Below are 16889 nucleotides of genomic sequence, written 5' to 3'. Positions count from 1 at the left end.
GGACGCCCTGGCCGGGGCAGCCGCGCCAAGCCCTGGCGCGGCGGCGGCCGCGTCTGGGCCGGCAGAGGGGCATGAGGCCGCAGCGGAGGGCGCGGCCGGTGGCGGGGCGGTGTCCCGGTGGGAGCCCGGCAGCAGCGGTGGGCACGCGACGCACGCGCATGGGCGGCATCGGGCTCCGCACGGGCGGCGGGGACACGCGCGCGTGCCCTGGGTCGTGGTGGGAGTGCGGGTCGTTGCCGCCGGGGTGGGGGGCGCCGGTCTCGGGTGGACGCTGTGGCACGGCGTCGACGAGCCGGGGACCGCGCTCGCCTTCGGGGTGCTCATCGCCGTCGGCGAGCTCGTCCGCGGGGGGCCCGACGGCCGTGAGGCCGCGCCGCTCGCCGCCGCTGGAGCCCTCGCGTACGCGCTGCTCGCGGAGATCGCGGGGCACCCCGCGACGCACGGCGTTCCCCAGGTCGTCACCGTCGTCGGCGCCGCCGCCCTGGCCGGCACAGCCCCGCACGTCGCTTTCGGCCGCGCCCCCATTCTCGACCACCTCGCCCGCCGCGTGCTGACGGCCGGCTTCGCGGCCACCTGCTTCCAACCCCTCTATGGATCCGGCGCGTTGGACGAGTGGCTCGGCCAAGGCCCGTACTACGCCGTCCTGCTGCTCCTGCTCCTCACCCTCACCTGCCTCTGCGACGCCGTCCTCGGCGCCGCGCTCGCCCGCGCCCGCACCGGCTGGCCGTACGGCCCGCTGCTCCGCGACGAGCTGCGCGCCCTGCTCGGCGTCGGGTCCGCGATCTGCGCGACCGGCGTGGTCATCGCCCTCGCCATGGCCGTCGCCGGGCTCTGGGCGCTGCCGGTGTTCTGTGTGCCCCTGCTGCTCACGCAGTTCTCCTTTCGCCGCTACGCCGCCGTACGGGCCACCTACCGCCAGACCATCGCCTCGCTCGCCCGCGCCACCGAGATCGCCGGCTACACGCCCACGGGTCACGCCCGCCGGGTCGCCGCGCTCAGCCGGGCCGTCGGCCGCGAGCTGGGCCTGTCGGAGCCCGACCTGACCGTGCTGGAGTACGCGGCGCTGATGCACGACATCGGCCAGCTCTCCCTCGTCGACCCGGTCCCGGCGGGCGCCACCGAGCCGCTGCCCGCCGAGGAGCAGCGCCGGATCGCCCTGCTCGGCGGCGCGGTCGTACGACAGACCGGGGTGCCCGCCGAGGTCGCCGTGGTCGTCGAGCGGCAGGCCGACCCGTACCGGGAGCAGCCGCTCTCGGCCCGGATCGTCCGCACCGTCAACGCCTTCGACGACCTCGCGGGCTGCGGCGGGGGCCTCGGCGGTCCGCTCCGTGCGCTCGAGCGGCTCCGGCTCGGCACCGCCAGGGACTACGAGCCGCGGGTCGTGGAGGCGCTGGCGCGTGTGCTCGCGCGCGGTGGCGGCCCGCCGTCGTGAATCCGGCGGGAATCCACCGGCGAAGCCCGGCCGTGAACCCAGCCCGCAGCGCCGGCCGTGAACCGAGCCCGCAGCGGGTCGTGAACCGAGCCGCGAGCCCGCCCGCAAGCAGCGCCGTACGTGCCGCAGCAGCGCCGCGACCAGCGTCACCCAGCCTTAACAGCCGTCCCTGAAGCCGCAGAACCCGTGGGTAATGAGCGGACGCCGAGACGGGCATGGTTGGATGCGAGGAAAGGGGATTCGGGGTTCGCCCGGGCGGCAAGGAGCAGTGGTGAGCGTGGGGATCCAGGCTGAGATGACGGGCAATCTGTGGCAGGTTGTCCTCAAGGAGGGCGACGCGGGGTACGTCGTACTGGAGGGGCACGTCCTGGCCGTCATCGGCTGACCCACACAGGGCGCACACCAAACACGGCAAAAGGACACGGAGCGAACCGGCAGGCGGGAATCGTGAGGATCTTCGGCAAGGTACGGCATCGGCCCTCCGCCTCGTGGCGGCAGGCGACCGACCGGGCTTTCACCCTGATCGGCGACGGCCGGTACGAGGACGCCGGGGCCCTGCTCACGCAGGCCGCCGATCTCGAGCCCTGGCTCTCCGAGTCCTGGTTCAACCTCGCCCTGCTGCACAAGTTCCGGCACGACTGGGAGCAGGCGCGCGCCGCGGGGCTGCGCGCTGTCGCGCTCCTCGACCGCGAGGCGGGCGCCCCTGACTGGTGGAACGTGGGGATCGCCGCGACCGCCCTCCAGGACTGGCCGCTGGCCCGCCGCGCCTGGCAGGCGTACGGGCTGAAGGTGCCCGGAGAGGGCGCCCCGGCCACCGAGCCGGTCGGTATGGAGCTGGGCAGCGCGGCGGTGCGCCTTTCGCCCGAGGGCGAGGCCGAGGTCGTCTGGGGGCGCAGGCTCGATCCCGCGCGGATCGAGGTGTTGTCGATTCCGCTGCCGTCGTCCGGGCGGCGCTGGGGCGAGGTCGTGCTGCACGACGGCGTCCCGCACGGCGAGCGGATCACCTCGGCGGGCCCGTCGTACCCCGTCTTCGACGAGATCGAGCTGTGGGCGCCCTCGCCGGTGCCGACCTGGGTGGTGCTGCTCGAGGCCGCAGCGGAGTCCGACCGGGACGCGCTGGAGCAGCTCGCGGCCGACGCGGGCTTCGCGGCCGAGGACTGGTCGTCCTCGGTGCGGCTGCTGTGCCGCTCGTGCTCGGAGAGCCGGATGCCCAGCGACGAGGGCGACGGCGAGCAGCACCTGGACCCCCACGACCACAGTGAGCCCGGCCACCCGGGGCCGCTGGGGCACAGGACGGCGGGCGACCTGTGGGTGCCGGAGCGGGAGTGCGGGATCGCGGCGCCCTCGGGGCTCGTCCGCGGCCTGCTCGACGGGTGGGTCGCCGACAGCCCGGACACGCGCGCGTGGCGCGATCTGGAAGAGGTCTGCTGAGTCCGGAGTGTCTTGAGGACCCGGCCCGCCGCCGTCGCCACTGGCCGTACCCTGTACGGAGCCCTGTCACGGGCATCGCATCAGGCATGAGGAAGGCGTACGGCGGAGATGGCGCAGCAGGAGAGCGGGCAGCAGGTGGCGGATGCCGAGGCGGAATCCTCGGAGTTCATCGACGACACGGTGGACGCCGAGGCGCGGGAGAAGGCGCACCGCGAGCGCGGCACCGCCCGCCCGATCACCGTCGTCGGCAACCCGGTGCTGCACCGGCGCTGCAAGGACGTGACCGAGTTCGACGACAAGCTCGCGCAGCTCGTCGACGACATGTTTGCCAGCCAGCGGGCCGCCGAGGGCGTGGGCCTCGCCGCCAACCAGATCGGCGTCGACCTGCGGGTCTTCGTCTACGACTGCCCGGACGACAACGGTGAGCGACACGTGGGCGCGATCTGCAACCCGGTGATCGACGACCTGCCCGCCGAGCTCCGTGTCCTGGACGACTCCAACGAGGGCTGCCTGTCGGTGCCGACGGCCTATGCCCCGCTGGCCCGCCCCGACTACGCGGTCTGCCGCGGCCAGGACCTCCATGGCAATCCGATCGCGGTCGAGGGCACCGGCTACTTCGCGCGCTGCCTGCAGCACGAGACCGACCACCTGAACGGCTACCTCTACATCGACCGGCTGTCGAAGCGGGACCGGAAGGACGCGCTCCGGCAGATGGCCGAGGGCACGCCGCGCTACGAGACGGTCCCGAACGACTGACCTTCTCCGTGCTCGCGTAAGGGGCGGCCCCTCTTGAGGCCGCCCCTTACCTGTGCGCCATGCTCGGCGACTGCCGCAGACCCGCGACACCGGGCCTGGGGCAGTCGGTCGTTCAGAAGTCGTCGTCGAAGGCGACCGAGCCCTCGACCGCCACCTGGTACGCGGACGGCCGTCGCTCGAAGAAGTTGGTCAACTCCTGGACGTTCTGCAGCTCCATGAAGGAGAACGGATTCTCCGAGCCGTAGCGCGCCGGCAGTCCCAGGCGGCGCAGCCGCTGGTCCGCGACGCACTGCAGATACTCGCGCATCGAGTCGGTGTTCATCCCGGGCAGGCCGTCCCCGCACAGGTCGCGGGCGAACTGCAGCTCGGCCTCCACGGCCTCCTCCAGCATCGCCGTGACCTGCTTGCCCAGCTCCTCGTCGAAGAGGTCCGGCTCTTCCTGGCGGACAGTGTCCACGACCGAAAAGGCGAACTCCATGTGCATCGACTCGTCACGGAACACCCAGTTCGTACCGGTCGCCAGGCCGTGCAGCAGACCGCGCGAGCGGAACCAGTAGACGTAGGCGAAGGCACCGTAGAAGAACAGGCCCTCGATGCACGCCGCGAAGCAGATCAGATTGAGCAGGAAGCGGCGCCGGTCCTCCTCCGTGCGCAGCCGGTCGATCTCCTCCACCGAGTCCATCCACCGGAAGCAGAACTGCGCCTTCTCGCGGATGGACGGGATGTTCTCGACCGCGGCGAAGGCGGCCGTGCGGTCGTCGGGGTCGGGGAGGTAGGTGTCCAGCAGCGTCAAGTAGAACTGGACGTGGACGGCCTCCTCGAAGAGCTGGCGGGAGAGATAGAGCCGCGCCTCGGGGGAGTTGATGTGCTTGTAGAGGGTGAGGACGAGGTTGTTGGCGACGATCGAGTCGCCGGTCGCGAAAAAGGCGACCAGGCGGCCGATCATGTGCTGTTCGCCCGCGGACAGTTTGGCGAGGTCGGCCACGTCGGAGTGGAGGTCGACCTCCTCCACGGTCCAGGTGTTCTTGATCGCGTCGCGGTACCGCTCGTAGAAGTCCGGGTAGCGCATCGGACGCAGGGTCAGCTCGAAGCCCGGGTCGAGAAGGTTTTTGGAGGTAGAGGTGCCGGCGCGAAGCGCCGTCTTCGAGGGGTGGTGGTCGGGTGACGGGTGGGCACTCATTTACTGGCAGGCCTCGCAGGACTCGGGGTTCTCAAGGGAGCAGGCGACCGCCTCGTCGGGGGCGGCCTGCTGGACTGGAATGGTCGCCGGGGTCGCCGGGGTCGCCGGGGTCGCCGGGGTCGCCGCGGTGGCGGGGGTGGCGGCGGTGTCGGCCGTCGCCGCGGTGGCGGCGCGCGCGGACTGGGCGATCCGCGTCGCCGGGCGCGACCGCAGGTAGTACGTGGTCTTCAGGCCCTTCTTCCACGCGTACGCGTACATCGAGCTGAGCTTGCCGATGGTCGGTGAAGCCATGAAGAGGTTCAGCGACTGGCTCTGGTCGAGGTACGGCGTACGGGCCGCGGCCATGTCGATCAGCGCCCGCTGCGGGATCTCCCACGCCGTCCGGTACAGCGCCCGTACGTCCTCCGGAATCCAGGTGAGGTCCTGCACCGAGCCGTTGGACTCGCGCAGCGCCTCCCGGGTCTGCGCGTCCCACACGCCGAGCCGCTTGAGCTCCGCCACCAGGTAGGAGTTGACTTGGAGGAACTCGCCCGACAGCGTCTCGCGCTTGAAGAGGTTGGACACCTGCGGCTCGATGCACTCGTACACGCCCGCGATGGAGGCGATCGTCGCCGTCGGCGCAATCGCCAGCAGCAGCGCATTGCGCATGCCGGTCCGGGCGATACGGGCGCGCAGCGCGTCCCACCGCTCGGGCCAGCGCGGCTCCGCGGCGTAGTGGTCGGGGTGCAGGACGCCGCGCGCGGCGCGGGTGGCGGACCAGGCGGGGGGAGGGCCGTGCCGCTCGGCGATAGCGCATGACGCCTCGTACGCCGCCAGCATGATGCGCTCGGCGATCTGCGTGGAGAGCCGGGCGGCCTCGGGGGAGTCGAAGGCCAGCTTCAGCCGGAAGAAGACGTCCTGGAGGCCCATCACGCCGAGGCCCACCGGCCGCCAGCGATCGTTGGAGGCCGCGGCCTGCGGCGTGGGGTAGAAGTTGATGTCGACGACCCGGTCGAGGAAGGTCACGGCGGTACGGACCGTGGCGTCGAGCCGCTCCCAGTCCATCTCGCCGTCCTCGCCCAGGTGGGCGGCGAGGTTGACCGAGCCGAGGTTGCAGACGGCGGTCTCGCCGTCCTCCGTGACCTCGAGGATCTCGGTGCAGAGGTTGGAGGAGTGGACGACCCTGCCGGGCTCGGCGGTCTGGTTGGCAGTCCGGTTCGCGGCGTCCTTGAAGGTCATCCAGCCGTTGCCGGTCTGCGCGAGGGTGCGCATCATCCGGGAGTAGACCTGGCGGGCCGGGATCTGCTTGACGTAGCGGCCCTCCGCCTCCGCCTTCCGGTACGCGGCGTCGAACTCGGCGCCCCACAGGTCGACCAGCTCCGGTACGTCCGCGGGCGAGAACAGCGACCACGGCCCGTCCGCCTCGACCCTGCGCATGAACTCGTCCGGGATCCAGTGCGCGAGGTTGAGGTTGTGGGTGCGGCGCGCGTCCTCGCCGGTGTTGTCGCGCAGCTCCAGGAACTCCTCGATGTCCGCGTGCCAGGTCTCGAGGTAGACGCAGGCCGCGCCCTTGCGCCGCCCGCCCTGGTTGACCGCGGCGACGGAGGCGTCGAGGGTGCGCAGGAACGGCACGATGCCGTTGGAGTGCCCGTTCGTGCCGCGGATCAGCGAGCCGCGCGAGCGGACGCGGCTGTACGGCAGGCCGATGCCGCCCGCGTGCTTCGAGAGCCGTGCGATCTGGTGGTAGCGCTCGTAGATCGAGTCGAGCTCGTCCAGCGGGGAGTCCAGCAGATAGCAGGAGGACATCTGCGGGTGGCGGGTACCGGAGTTGAAGAGGGTGGGGGAGCTGGGGAGGTAGTCGAGGCGGCTCATCAGCCCGTAGAGCGCGGCCACTTCGCCGACAGCCCGCTCCGAGCCGTCCTCCGCGAGTCCGCAGGCCACTCGGAGCATGAAGTGCTGCGGGGTCTCGATGACCTGACGGGTGATGGGGTGGCGCAGCAGATAGCGGCTGTGGAGGGTGCGCAGACCGAAGTAGCCGAACCGGTCGTCGGCGCCGTCGGCGAGGGCGGACTCGACGAGCGCGTCGAGGCGGGCGGCGTGGGCGCGGACGAACTCGGCCGTGCCGTCGGCGATCAAGCCCTCCCGGTGGCCGGTCGCGACCGAGGCGGAGAAGGAGACGGCGCCCTGGCCTGCGGCCTCTTCGGCGATGGCGCGGGTGAGCAGGCGCGCGGCGAGCCGCGAGTACTCGGGGTCCTCGGAGATGAGCCCGGCCGCCGCCTCTGTGGCCAGCTCCCGCAACTCGGCCTCGTCGGAGCCCGCGTGGCGGCCGCGGAGCGCGGCCGCGGCGACCCGGCCCGGGTCGGTCGCGGGCAGGTCGGCGGTGAGGTCGGTCAGGGTGCGCAGCAGGGCGGAGCCGGGGCCGTCGGCGATGCCCGCCTCCACGGCTGCTGGGGCGGTCACCGCGGCTGTGGCGGGCTCCGATACGGACTCGCGTGACGCAGGATCCGCGGGCGCGATGGTCACGTGGCTCTCCCTCGCTCGGCTGGGGCCGCGAGGGGTGGTGCGCCACGGGCGCGTGCGGGCGTACGTCACCCCGGGGAAGGGGCGGCAGCACACCGCGCAGCGTCCGTCGGCCCAACCCACGAGACCCGGGACGATTCGCCGCCCGGTCCGGTCGAGCCGGGCGGTGCTGCCGGCAGGTCCTCGGACTCGGGACATGCGCGAACACGCACATCCACACCGTTGCGGGACAGTTCCGGATTCGCACCGGATTCCCCTGCGGTGGCAGCGAGCACGAGCATACATGTAGGGGTGGCCTCGGGGGCCAACCCCCACATCTAGTGAGTCGCGAGCGATGAGGCGCCGACTGTCGGTGCCCTCCGCTATCGTCGTGCGGGTAGGACTGCTCCGTCCGACAAGCAGCAGGAGGAGGCTCGATGACCGTGCTCGCCGACCGGCCGCACATGACGATCGAGAGCTTTGAAGAGGCCGCTCGGATAGCCGCTCGCATGGAGGAAGGCGCACGGCTGGAGTTCATCGATGGGAAAATCAGGAGCAAGCCCATGCCGGACGGGGATCACGGGCGGATTATCGAGTGGCTGACGCGCATCTGCATGCAGTCGCGCCCGGAGCTGTGGCTCTACCCCGACCAGGGCCTGAAGGTGCAGGAGTACCGGAAGGGGCGGGCACGGCCGGACGGCTCGCTGGCGTCCAGCGGCGCCTTCGTCGGCCAGGGCGAATGGGCCGACCCCGCTCCGGTGCTGATGGCCGTCGAGGTCACCTCGTACGACTCCGACACTGATGGGCGCGACCGGACGGAGAAGCCACGCGCCTATGCCGAGACCGGCATCCCGGTCTATCTCCTGATCGACCGCGACAGCTGCGAGGTAACGGTCTTCAGCGAGCCGGACGGCGTCCGGTACGAGAACGCCCACACCGTTCCGTTCGGCAAGGCGGTCGAGCTGCCCGATCCCGTGGGAATCACCGTGGAGACCGCGCCTCTCAAGGACTGGGTGCGCTGACGACGAACGGCCGCCGCAATCCCCGGTGGCGGGGAATACGGCGGCCGTCCTACGACCACGAGTTCAACAGCAGCGGAAGCCCTCCCGCGGGTCGGCTTCCCGCGCATCGATGCGCTGCCGCTCGAACTCGCGTCGGCTCAGCACCTCCGCCCGCGGGTCGTGGGCCCGGGCGTGGGCGACGTAACGGTCGTACGTCGCCTCGCCCGACGCCTCGCGCCAGAACCAGCGGATCTTCGAGGCCGTCCTGCGGATGCCCGCCGCCCCTTTCACGGCTGGGGCTCCCGGTCGCGGGCTCCGCCCCGCTCCCCGGAACCGGCGTCCGCGCCGACCCCGGCCGCCACGAGCTCCGCCTTCTCCTCCTTGGTCGGGAAGAGCCCCGCCGGGGCGACGATCTTCGACTCCTCGAACGGCACCTCGTGCAGCGTGACGCTCTGCGGGTCGCGGATCGCCTTGTAGCAGACCCGGCCCGCGTCGGCGATCACCACGACGATGAGGAGCGCGAAGAGCGCCGCGAGCACGCCGTCCACCGTCGCGTTGGTGACGATGGTGTGCATGTCGTCCATGTTCTTGGCGGGCGGCAGGACCTTCCCGGCGTCGATGGCCTCCTGGTTGAGGGCCCGCTGCTTGAAGAAGCCCACCCGCGGGTCGTCGGAGAAGACCTTCTGCCAGCTCGCGGTCAGCGTGACCGCCGCGTCCCAGGCCAGCGGAACCGCCGTGACCCAGGCCCACTTCAGCCGCCCGGACTTCACCAGCAGCGTGGTGCAGACGGCCAGGGCGACCGCCGCGAGCAGCTGGTTGGCGATGCCGAAGAGCGGGAAGAGCTGGTTGATGCCGCCCAGTGGGTCGTGTACGCCGACCCACAGGAAGTAGCCCCAGCCGCCCACGACGACCGCGCTGGCGAACCACACGCCCGGCTTCCAACTGACCTGCCGGAACGGCTTGTAGACGTTGCCGAGCATGTCCTGGAGCATGAAGCGCCCGACCCGGGTGCCCGCGTCCACCGTGGTGAGGATGAACAGCGCCTCGAACATGATCGCGAAGTGGTACCAGAACGCCTTCAGCCCGGCGCCGCCGATCACCGAGGAGAAGATCTCCGACATGCCGAGGGCGAAGGTGGGCGCGCCGCCCGTACGGGAGAGGAGGCTCTGCTCCTCGACCGACTTGGCCGCCGCGGCGAGCTGGTCGGGCGAGATGGAGAAGCCGAGGCCGGCCACGGCCTGCGATGCCGAGTCGACCGTCGAACCGATCACGCCCGCCGGGGAGTTGACCGCGAAGTACAGCCCGGGGTCGATGATGCAGGCGGTGATCATCGCCATGACGGCGACGAACGACTCGGTCAGCATGGCGCCGTAGCCGACCATCCGGATCTGCGTCTCCTTCTGGATCATCTTCGGGGTGGTGCCCGAGGAGACCAGGGAGTGGAAGCCGGAGAGCGCGCCGCACGCGATGGTGATGAAGACGAACGGGAAGAGCGACCCGGCGAAGACGGGCCCGTTGCCGCTCGAGGCGAAGCTGGTCACCGGGTCCATCTTCATCGTCGGCAGCGCGATGACGACGCCGAGCGCCAGCAGTGCGATCGTTCCGACCTTCATGAAGGTCGAGAGGTAGTCGCGCGGCGCCAGCAGCATCCACACCGGGAGTACGGAGGCCACAAAGCCGTAGACGACCATCCAGATGACCAGGGCGCCCGGCGACAGCGTGAAGAAGTCGGCGAGCGAGGACTCGGCGACCCAGCCGCCCGCGACGATGGCGAGCAGCAGCAGCGCGACGCCGATGGCGGAGACCTCGGTGACCCGGCCCGGCCGCAGTACGCGCAGGTAGAAGCCCATGAACAGGGCGATCGGGATGGTCATGCCGATGGAGAAGACGCCCCACGGCGAGTTCGCCAGGGCGTTCACGATGACCAGCGCCAGCACCGCAAGCAGAATGATCATGATCGCGAAGACCGCGACCAGGGCGGCGGCACCGCCGAAGGGCCCGATCTCGTCCCGCGCCATCTGGCCGAGCGACCGGCCGTTGCGGCGCATCGAGAAGAACAGCGTGACCATGTCCTGCACTGCGCCGGCGAAGATCACGCCGACGATGATCCAGATGGTGCCGGGCAGGTAGCCCATCTGCGCCGCGAGGACCGGGCCGACCAGCGGGCCCGCGCCCGCGACCGCCGCGAAGTGGTGGCCGAACAGCACCCGCCGGTCGGTCGGGTGGAAGTCCACTCCGTTGTTGAGCCGTTCGGCGGGCGTGGCCCGGGACTTGTCGACCTTCAGGACCCGGTTGGTGATGAAGCGCGCGTAGAAGCGGTACGCGATGGCGTACGAGCCGAGGGCCGCCGCCACCATCCAGGCCGCTGAGACTTCCTCGCCCCGGGAGAGCGCCAGCACGGCCCAGCCGGCCGCGCCTATCAGGGCGACGAGCGTCCAGACCGCCACGGATTTGGGATTCAGGTTGCGCGTGGGGGTCTGTGGTGGTGTTGCTGGCTCTGACATGGCAACGAACTCCGTCCCTGCGGCCGACTCCTGTGTAACGCGCAGGAAATCTAAGCCAGCGGTGTGGGAACCGTCACCACCCGGCCGCATACCGGTACGGAAACGGTTGCCAAACCCCCAGGTCACGGAGGTGTCCCGAGCTCCCGCTGATCAGCCCTGAGGGCGCTGCAGACGCGCGACGAACTTGTAGCGGTCGCCGCGGTAGACCGACCGCACCCACTCCACCGGACGGCCGTCCGCGTCCAGCGAGTGCCGCGACAGCATCAGCATCGGCAGCCCCACGTCCGTACCCAGCAGCCCGGCCTCGCGGGGCGTGGCCAGCGAGGTCTCGATCGTCTCCTCGGCCTCTGCCGGCCGGACGTCGTAGACCTCCGCGAGCGCCGTGTAGAGCGAGGTGTACTTGACCAGGCTCCGGCGCAGCGCGGGGAATCGCTTTGCCGACAAATGTGTCGTCTCGATCGCCATCGGCTCGCCGCTCGCGAGCCGCAGCCGTTCAATGCGCAGCACCCGCCCCCCGGTCGCGATGTCGAGCAGCCCCGCGAGCCGGTCGTCGGCGGTGACATAGCCGATGTCCAGGAGCTGGGAGGCCGGTTCGAGGCCCTGGGCCCGCATGTCCTCGGTGTAGGAGGTCAGTTGCAGGGCCTGCGAGACCTTGGGCTTGGCGACGAAGGTGCCCTTGCCCTGGATCCGCTCGAGCCGCCCCTCGACCACCAGCTCCTGCAGGGCCTGGCGCACGGTCGTACGCGAGGTGTCGAACTCGGCGGCGAGCGTGCGCTCCGGGGGTACGGGCGTGCCGGGCGGCAGCGTCTCGGTCATCTCCAGCAAATGACGCTTGAGCCGGTAGTACTTGGGCACGCGCGCGCTCCGCGCGGCGAGGGTGCCGTTGTTGCCGTTGCCCTCGGCGTTGTCCCCTTCGGTTTCCATGGCCAGCCTTCCCGACTGCTGTCCTGCTGCCGTCACCGGCTCCTCCGTCCTCAGCGGCTCACATCGTGGCACGGTCCCGGCCTCTGGCGGCCATCCAGCTCAGGTGTCGGTCCGGTAACGGAGCCGACGCGACTCTTATACACCCTTGACACCCCAAAAGGTCTAGGCCAAGCTGCCGAGCACTGGTCTAAACCATTAAAGACCACGTCCCCGAGCCACACACAGTGCGCGCCCGTAACGAATCGGTTCAAGGGCTCAAGCGACCTGACGGGGGTGGGGGAGTTCTCTGGCATCCGTTGAAGGAGGGTGGCGTGAGGCGCAAGCTCATCGCGGCGGTCGGCGTCGCGGCAATGATCACTGGAGTGGCGGCGTGCGGGTCGGAAGACTCGGGGGCGTCGAAGGATCCCAAGGACCGGAACGAGACGCTCACGGTCTGGCTGATGGTCGATGCGCAGAGCACCTGGCCCGAGCTGGTCAAGGACGTCAACGCGCAGTTCAAGAAGAAGTACCCGAAGGTCACCGTCAAGGTGCAGTACCAGCAGTGGGCGGACAAGGCCAAGAAGCTGGACACCGCACTCGGCGGCAGCAAGTTCCCCGACGTGGTCGAGCTCGGCAACACCGAGACCATGACGTACATCCTCAACGGGGCGCTCGCCGAGATCGACCCCAAGAAGTACGACAACTCCGACACCTGGATCCAGGGCCTCAAGGACACCTGCACCTTCGAGGGCAAGCAGTTCTGCGTGCCGTACTACGCCGGTGCGCGCGTCGCCATCTACAACGCGGAGCAGTTCAAGAAGGCGACCGGCTCGGACACGCTCCCGGAGACCGAGGACGACCTCCTGAAGGCCGCCGACAAGGTCCAGGCCGAGTACGGCGAGAAGGACAAGCGCTTCTCCTCGCTCTACCTGCCCGGCCGCTACTGGTACGCCGCGATGTCCTACGTCGCCGCGTACGGCGGGCGGATCGCCGAGTACGACGAGGGGTCCAGGGAGTGGAAGGCCGCCCTCAGCACCCCCGAGGCGCAGCAGGGCATCGAGCACTTCGTCAACCTGGTCAGGAAGTACAACAAGGGTGACCAGACCAAGGACGAGCAGGACCACGCCAACGTGATGGCCAACGAGAAGGCCGCCCTTCTCTACGGCAACGGCTGGGAGGCCGGCAGCGTCATCGACGGCAAGAACAACGGCAACCCGAAGCTCGAGGGCAAGATCAAGACGGCCGGTATGCCGGGTCCGAACGGCAAGGCCCTGCCCTCCTTCATCGGCGGCTCGGACCTCGCCGTGGTCAGCAAGTCCGAGGTCCAGGACCTGGGCCAGGAGTGGATCTCCCTCTTCACCAGCGAGAAGTCCCAGGAGGTCCTGGCCTCCAAGGACATCCTCCCCAACAACACCAAGCAGCTCGAGCCGCTGAAGCAGAAGGAGTCCACCGCTCCGATCGCCAACGCGGTGCCGGACGCCTGGTTCACCCCGATCGCCCCCGGCTGGACCGCGATCGAGAAGGAGGAGGTCCTCGAGGTCATGCTGCTCGACATCCTCAAGGGCACCTCGGTGACCGACGCCACGAAGAAGGCCGACGAGAAGATCAACGAGCTGATCAACAAGGCCTCTTGACCCGATCGGTCCGACCGCGCCATGCGCGGCAGGCGGGGGCCCGCACCCGGGGCCCCTGCCTGCCGCCGCCCCCTCCGGTGCCGAGAACGAACGGAAGGTCAGCACTGTGACTGCCGCCGACACACGAGCAGCCGCTCCTCCCCCCGGAGTGGCCGAGGTGCGCGCCCCGCGCGCGCCCGGGGGACCGGCCCCCCGGCCGGCCTCCAAGGCCGGGTCGCCGCGCCGCGGCAGGAGAGCGGGGGCGGCACTGCCGTATCTGCTCATCGCCCCCGCGATCGTGGCCATTGCTGCCGTGTTCGCGTTCCCCCTGGTCAAGACCGTGGTCATGTCCTTCCAGGACATGGGGCGGCGGGAGCTGTGGACCGGGGACTCCCCGCCGTGGGTGGGCTTCGAGCAGTTCACCGACATCCTCGGCGACGCGGAGTTCTGGTCGGTCACCGGTCGCACGGTGCTCTTCATGGCGGTCTGCGTGCTGCTGACCATGGGGCTCGGGCTGCTCATCGCGCTGCTGATGCAGCGTCTGTCCACCTGGGTGCGGCTGCTGCTGACCGGCGCGCTGGTCGCCGCCTGGTCGATGCCGCTGCTGGTCGCGACCTCCATCTTCCGCTGGCTGTCCGACTCCGACTACGGCCTGATCAACACCCTGATCGACAAGCTCCCGGGGGTCGAATTCCTCGGCCACAACTGGTTCCTCGACCCCTGGCAGGGCTTCACGATCATCGTCGTCCTGGTCGTCTGGGGCGCCATCCCGTTCGTGGTGATCACGCTCTACGCGGCCCTCACCCAGGTCCCCGGCGAGCTCGAGGAGGCGGCCCAGCTGGACGGGGCGAGCTCCTTGGGCGTGTTCCGCTTCGTGACCTGGCCGGTCATCAGGCCGGTCTTCCAGATGGTCGCCACCCTGTCGGTGATCTGGGACTTCAACGTCTTCGGCCAGATCTTCCTGCTGCGCGGCAACAAGCCCGAGCCCGAGTACGAAACCCTGGGCCTCTACTCGTTCAGCAAGGCCTTCGAGTCCACCTCCTTCAGCCAGGGCACCGCGATCGCCCTCGTCACCGTGCTGCTGCTGGCCGGCGTGGCCGTCTACTACCTGCGCCAGCTGATGAAGACAGGAGAGGTCGAATGAGTGCCTCCGCGTCCGCCGCTCCGCAGACCCTGCGCCCCGATCGCAAGAAGCACCGGCTGGTCTACGACGTCCTCGGCCTGATCACGTTCCTGGCGGTGGCCTTCCCGGTCTACTGGCTGGTGATCAGCGCCCTCCGGCCCAACCACGAGATCCGCAGCTACGAGCAGACGCTGTGGCCGTCGTCGATCACCTTCGACAACTTCGTACGCGCCACCGGGCAGCCCAACTTCACCACCGCGATCCAGTCCAGCCTCATCATCTGCCTCACCGCGGTCATCGGAGCGATGGTCATCGCCACCATCGCGGCCTTCGCCGTCGGCCGGTTCCGGTTCTACGGCCGCAAGGCGTTCCTGATCGTGCTGATCATGGTCCAGATGCTGCCCCCGACCGCGATGCTGATCCCCATCTACATCCAGCTCAACGCGATGGGCGCGCTCAACGAGTACTGGGGCGTGATCATCGTCTATCTGGTCTCCACGCTGCCGTTCGCGGTCATCATGATCCGCGGCTTCGTGGTCAACATCCCGGTGGAACTCGAGGAATCCGCGATGGTCGACGGCTGTACGCGGATGGGGGCCTTCCGGCGGGTGGTCTTCCCGCTGCTCGCCCCCGGGCTCGCGGCGGCCTCCATCTTCGCCCTGGTCAACGCGTGGAATGAGTACCTGTTCGCGTACGTCCTGATGAACGACAACGACAAGTACACCCTCAACGTGTGGCTGATGACCTTCACCACCGAGCGCGGCACCGACTACGGCGCGCTCATGGCCGCCTCCGTCCTCATCGCCCTCCCCGTCGTGATCTTCTTCATGATCATCCAGAAGAAGATGGCCGCAGGACTCACCTCCGGCGCAGTGAAGGGATGACGCACCTCCATGACGACCCTCGCACGAGGCACTGACACCCTCACCCGCGACGCCCTCGCCGTCCTCCAGCCCGGGTTCACCGGAACCACCGCCCCCGACTGGCTGCTGCGCCGGCTCGGCGAAGGCCTCGCCGCCGTCGGCCTGTTCGGCCGCAACATCACCTCACCCGGGCAACTCGCCGAGCTCACCGCCCAGCTGCGCGCCGAGCGCGGCGATGTCCTCGTCGCGATCGACGAGGAGGGCGGGGACGTCACCCGGCTCGAGGTCCGCACCGGCTCCTCCTTCCCCGGCAACCTCGCGCTCGGCGCCGTCGACGACACGGCGCTGACCCGGTCCGTCGCCCGCGAGCTGGGCCGCCGGCTCGCCGAGTGCGGGGTCAACCTCAACTGGGCCCCGTCCGCGGACGTCAACTCCAACCCGGACAACCCCGTCATCGGCGTCCGCTCCTTCGGCGCGGACCCGGATCTCGTGGCCCGCCACACCGCCGCGTACATCGACGGCCTCCAGTCCTCGGGCGTCGCCGCCTGCGCCAAGCACTTCCCCGGCCACGGCGACACGGACGTCGACTCGCACCACGACCTGCCGCGCATCGCCGCCGACCTCCGCACCCTCTACGACCGCGAACTCGTGCCCTTCCGCGCCGCCGTGAAAGCAGGCACCAGGGCCGTGATGAGCGCGCACATCCTGCTGCCCGCGCTCGACCCGGACCGCCCCGCCACCCTCAGCCCCTCCGCCCTGAACGGCCTGCTCCGCGCCCCCGCGGACCAAGGCGGCCTCGGCTTCGACGGGCTGATCGTCACCGACGGCATGGAGATGCGGGCGATCTCGGCGGCGTACGGCATCGAGCGCGGCAGCGTGCTGGCCATCGCGGCGGGCGCGGACGCCATCTGCGTCGGCGGCGGGCTCGCGGACGAGGAGACCGTGCTGCGGCTGCGCGACGCGCTCGTACGGGCCGTACGGGAGGGCGAACTCGCCGAGGAGCGGCTCGCGGACGCGGCCGCCCGCGTACGGGCCCTGGCCGGCTGGACGCTCGGGGTGGGCGCTGAGGCGGGCGCGGACGAAGGGGCCGCGCCCGAGGTGGGCCTGACCGCCGCGCGCCGCGCCCTGCGGGTGACCGGCACGTACCGGCCCGCCACCGAGCCCGTTTACGTCGCCGCCCTCACACCGGTCGCCAACATCGCCGTCGGCGACGAGACCCCCTGGGGCGTCGGCGCCGAGCTCGCGCGGCTGCTGCCGGGCACCGGCACCGGCTCGTACGGCAATCCGGACGGGGCCGCCGGAGGGCTGTCTGCAATGATCGCAAATATGCTCGAGGCGGCCGCTGACCGTAGGATCGTCGCTGTGGTCCGCGACGTTCACCGGCACCCCTGGATGGCCGATGCACTGGCGGTCCTGATCGCCACCCGGCCCGACACGGCCGTGGTCGAGATGGGAGTCCCGCAGGCGCCGCCGGCCGGAGCACTGCACATCGCGACGCATGGCGCCGCCCGCGTCTGCGGACGGGCCGCCGCGGAGGTCATCACCGGCAAGGGCGCCGGGGGCTGAAGGCCGCGGGGCATGAACACTTAAGCCAACTGGAGGCAC

Annotated in this window: 13 protein-coding genes and 1 riboswitch; of the genes, 8 read left to right on the top strand and 5 right to left on the bottom strand. The window is 70.4% G+C overall.

The window, feature by feature from the left end:
• Nucleotides 1–202: 202 nt before the first annotated feature.
• The 3 genes from ACTWP8_RS25595 (at nucleotide 203) to def (ending at nucleotide 3619) form a co-directional block, all read left to right on the top strand.
• The gene (locus ACTWP8_RS25595) at nucleotides 203–1432 is read left to right on the top strand and encodes an HD domain-containing protein (RefSeq protein ID WP_443324474.1); all 1230 of its coding nucleotides are present in this window, start codon (nucleotides 203–205) and stop codon (nucleotides 1430–1432) included.
• Between the two features lie 447 nt (nucleotides 1433–1879).
• Nucleotides 1880–2863, top strand: coding sequence for a tetratricopeptide repeat protein (locus tag ACTWP8_RS25590; RefSeq protein WP_443318375.1), 984 nt, complete (start codon nucleotides 1880–1882; stop codon nucleotides 2861–2863).
• A 108-nt stretch (nucleotides 2864–2971) separates the two neighbouring features.
• A complete protein-coding gene (gene def, locus ACTWP8_RS25585; protein WP_443324473.1) occupies nucleotides 2972–3619 on the top strand; it encodes a peptide deformylase in 648 nt (215 codons plus the stop codon).
• Nucleotides 3620–3731: 112 nt separating this feature from the next.
• Here the strand turns inward: def and ACTWP8_RS25580 are convergent, their stop codons facing one another.
• The gene (locus ACTWP8_RS25580; protein ID WP_443324472.1) at nucleotides 3732–4799 is read right to left on the bottom strand and encodes a ribonucleotide-diphosphate reductase subunit beta; all 1068 of its coding nucleotides are present in this window, start codon (nucleotides 4797–4799) and stop codon (nucleotides 3732–3734) included.
• Complete coding sequence (locus ACTWP8_RS25575) at nucleotides 4800–7301, bottom strand: ribonucleoside-diphosphate reductase subunit alpha (protein ID WP_443324471.1); 2502 nt, start codon at nucleotides 7299–7301, stop codon at nucleotides 4800–4802. It lies immediately after the preceding gene.
• Between the two features lie 154 nt (nucleotides 7302–7455).
• A riboswitch (cobalamin riboswitch) is annotated at nucleotides 7456–7586 on the bottom strand.
• 128 nt (nucleotides 7587–7714) lie between these two features.
• On the opposite strand from ACTWP8_RS25575, the gene ACTWP8_RS25570 reads away from it, so the two are divergent.
• Nucleotides 7715–8299 carry a Uma2 family endonuclease gene (locus ACTWP8_RS25570; protein ID WP_443324470.1) on the top strand — a complete coding sequence of 195 codons (585 nt, stop codon included), beginning with the start codon at nucleotides 7715–7717 and terminating at the stop codon, nucleotides 8297–8299.
• Between the two features lie 63 nt (nucleotides 8300–8362).
• Here ACTWP8_RS25570 and ACTWP8_RS25565 read toward each other — a convergent pair whose 3' ends face one another.
• The 3 genes from ACTWP8_RS25565 to ACTWP8_RS25555 form a co-directional block, all read right to left on the bottom strand.
• Complete coding sequence (locus tag ACTWP8_RS25565) at nucleotides 8363–8569, bottom strand: YbdD/YjiX family protein (protein WP_443324469.1); 207 nt, start codon at nucleotides 8567–8569, stop codon at nucleotides 8363–8365.
• On the bottom strand, nucleotides 8566–10782 hold the full coding sequence (locus tag ACTWP8_RS25560; protein ID WP_443324468.1) for a carbon starvation CstA family protein: 2217 nt from the start codon (nucleotides 10780–10782) through the stop codon (nucleotides 8566–8568). The genes ACTWP8_RS25565 and ACTWP8_RS25560 overlap by 4 nt, the downstream gene beginning before the upstream one ends.
• Before the next feature lie 150 nt (nucleotides 10783–10932).
• Nucleotides 10933–11706, bottom strand: a complete 774-nt coding sequence (locus ACTWP8_RS25555; RefSeq protein ID WP_443324510.1) for a GntR family transcriptional regulator — start codon at nucleotides 11704–11706, stop codon at nucleotides 10933–10935.
• Between the two features lie 311 nt (nucleotides 11707–12017).
• Here ACTWP8_RS25555 and ACTWP8_RS25550 point away from each other — a divergent pair, with 311 nt between their 5' ends.
• From ACTWP8_RS25550 to ACTWP8_RS25535, 4 genes are all read left to right on the top strand, one after another.
• Nucleotides 12018–13319, top strand: coding sequence for a sugar ABC transporter substrate-binding protein (locus ACTWP8_RS25550; protein WP_443324467.1), 1302 nt, complete (start codon nucleotides 12018–12020; stop codon nucleotides 13317–13319).
• A 106-nt stretch (nucleotides 13320–13425) separates the two neighbouring features.
• A complete protein-coding gene (locus ACTWP8_RS25545) occupies nucleotides 13426–14442 on the top strand; it encodes a carbohydrate ABC transporter permease (protein WP_443324466.1) in 1017 nt (338 codons plus the stop codon).
• Nucleotides 14439–15305 carry a carbohydrate ABC transporter permease gene (locus tag ACTWP8_RS25540; RefSeq protein WP_443324465.1) on the top strand — a complete coding sequence of 289 codons (867 nt, stop codon included), beginning with the start codon at nucleotides 14439–14441 and terminating at the stop codon, nucleotides 15303–15305. Before ACTWP8_RS25545 ends, ACTWP8_RS25540 begins: the two co-directional genes overlap by 4 nt.
• A 9-nt stretch (nucleotides 15306–15314) precedes the next feature.
• On the top strand, nucleotides 15315–16850 hold the full coding sequence (locus tag ACTWP8_RS25535) for a glycoside hydrolase family 3 protein (RefSeq protein ID WP_443324464.1): 1536 nt from the start codon (nucleotides 15315–15317) through the stop codon (nucleotides 16848–16850).
• Nucleotides 16851–16889: the final 39 nt, after the last annotated feature.

Origin of the sequence: Streptomyces sp. 7N604 (assembly GCF_052245475.1) — a bacterium.
GTDB lineage: Bacteria > Actinomycetota > Actinomycetes > Streptomycetales > Streptomycetaceae > Streptomyces.
The sequence above is the reverse complement of the archived record's forward strand: the minus strand, read 5'-3'. Positions and strand labels throughout refer to the sequence as shown.

Excerpts from the sequence above, each read along its gene's own strand:
- ACTWP8_RS25540 (WP_443324465.1), top strand. The coding sequence starts at position 14,439 with ATGAGTGCCTCCGCGTCCGCCGCTCCGCAGACCCTGCGCCCCGATCGC.
- ACTWP8_RS25560 (WP_443324468.1), bottom strand. The coding sequence starts at position 10,782 with ATGTCAGAGCCAGCAACACCACCACAGACCCCCACGCGCAACCTGAAT.
- ACTWP8_RS25535 (WP_443324464.1), top strand. The coding sequence starts at position 15,315 with ATGACGACCCTCGCACGAGGCACTGACACCCTCACCCGCGACGCCCTC.
- ACTWP8_RS25570 (WP_443324470.1), top strand. The coding sequence starts at position 7,715 with ATGACCGTGCTCGCCGACCGGCCGCACATGACGATCGAGAGCTTTGAA.
- def (WP_443324473.1), top strand. The coding sequence starts at position 2,972 with ATGGCGCAGCAGGAGAGCGGGCAGCAGGTGGCGGATGCCGAGGCGGAA.
- ACTWP8_RS25555 (WP_443324510.1), bottom strand. The coding sequence starts at position 11,706 with ATGGAAACCGAAGGGGACAACGCCGAGGGCAACGGCAACAACGGCACC.
- ACTWP8_RS25580 (WP_443324472.1), bottom strand. The coding sequence starts at position 4,799 with ATGAGTGCCCACCCGTCACCCGACCACCACCCCTCGAAGACGGCGCTT.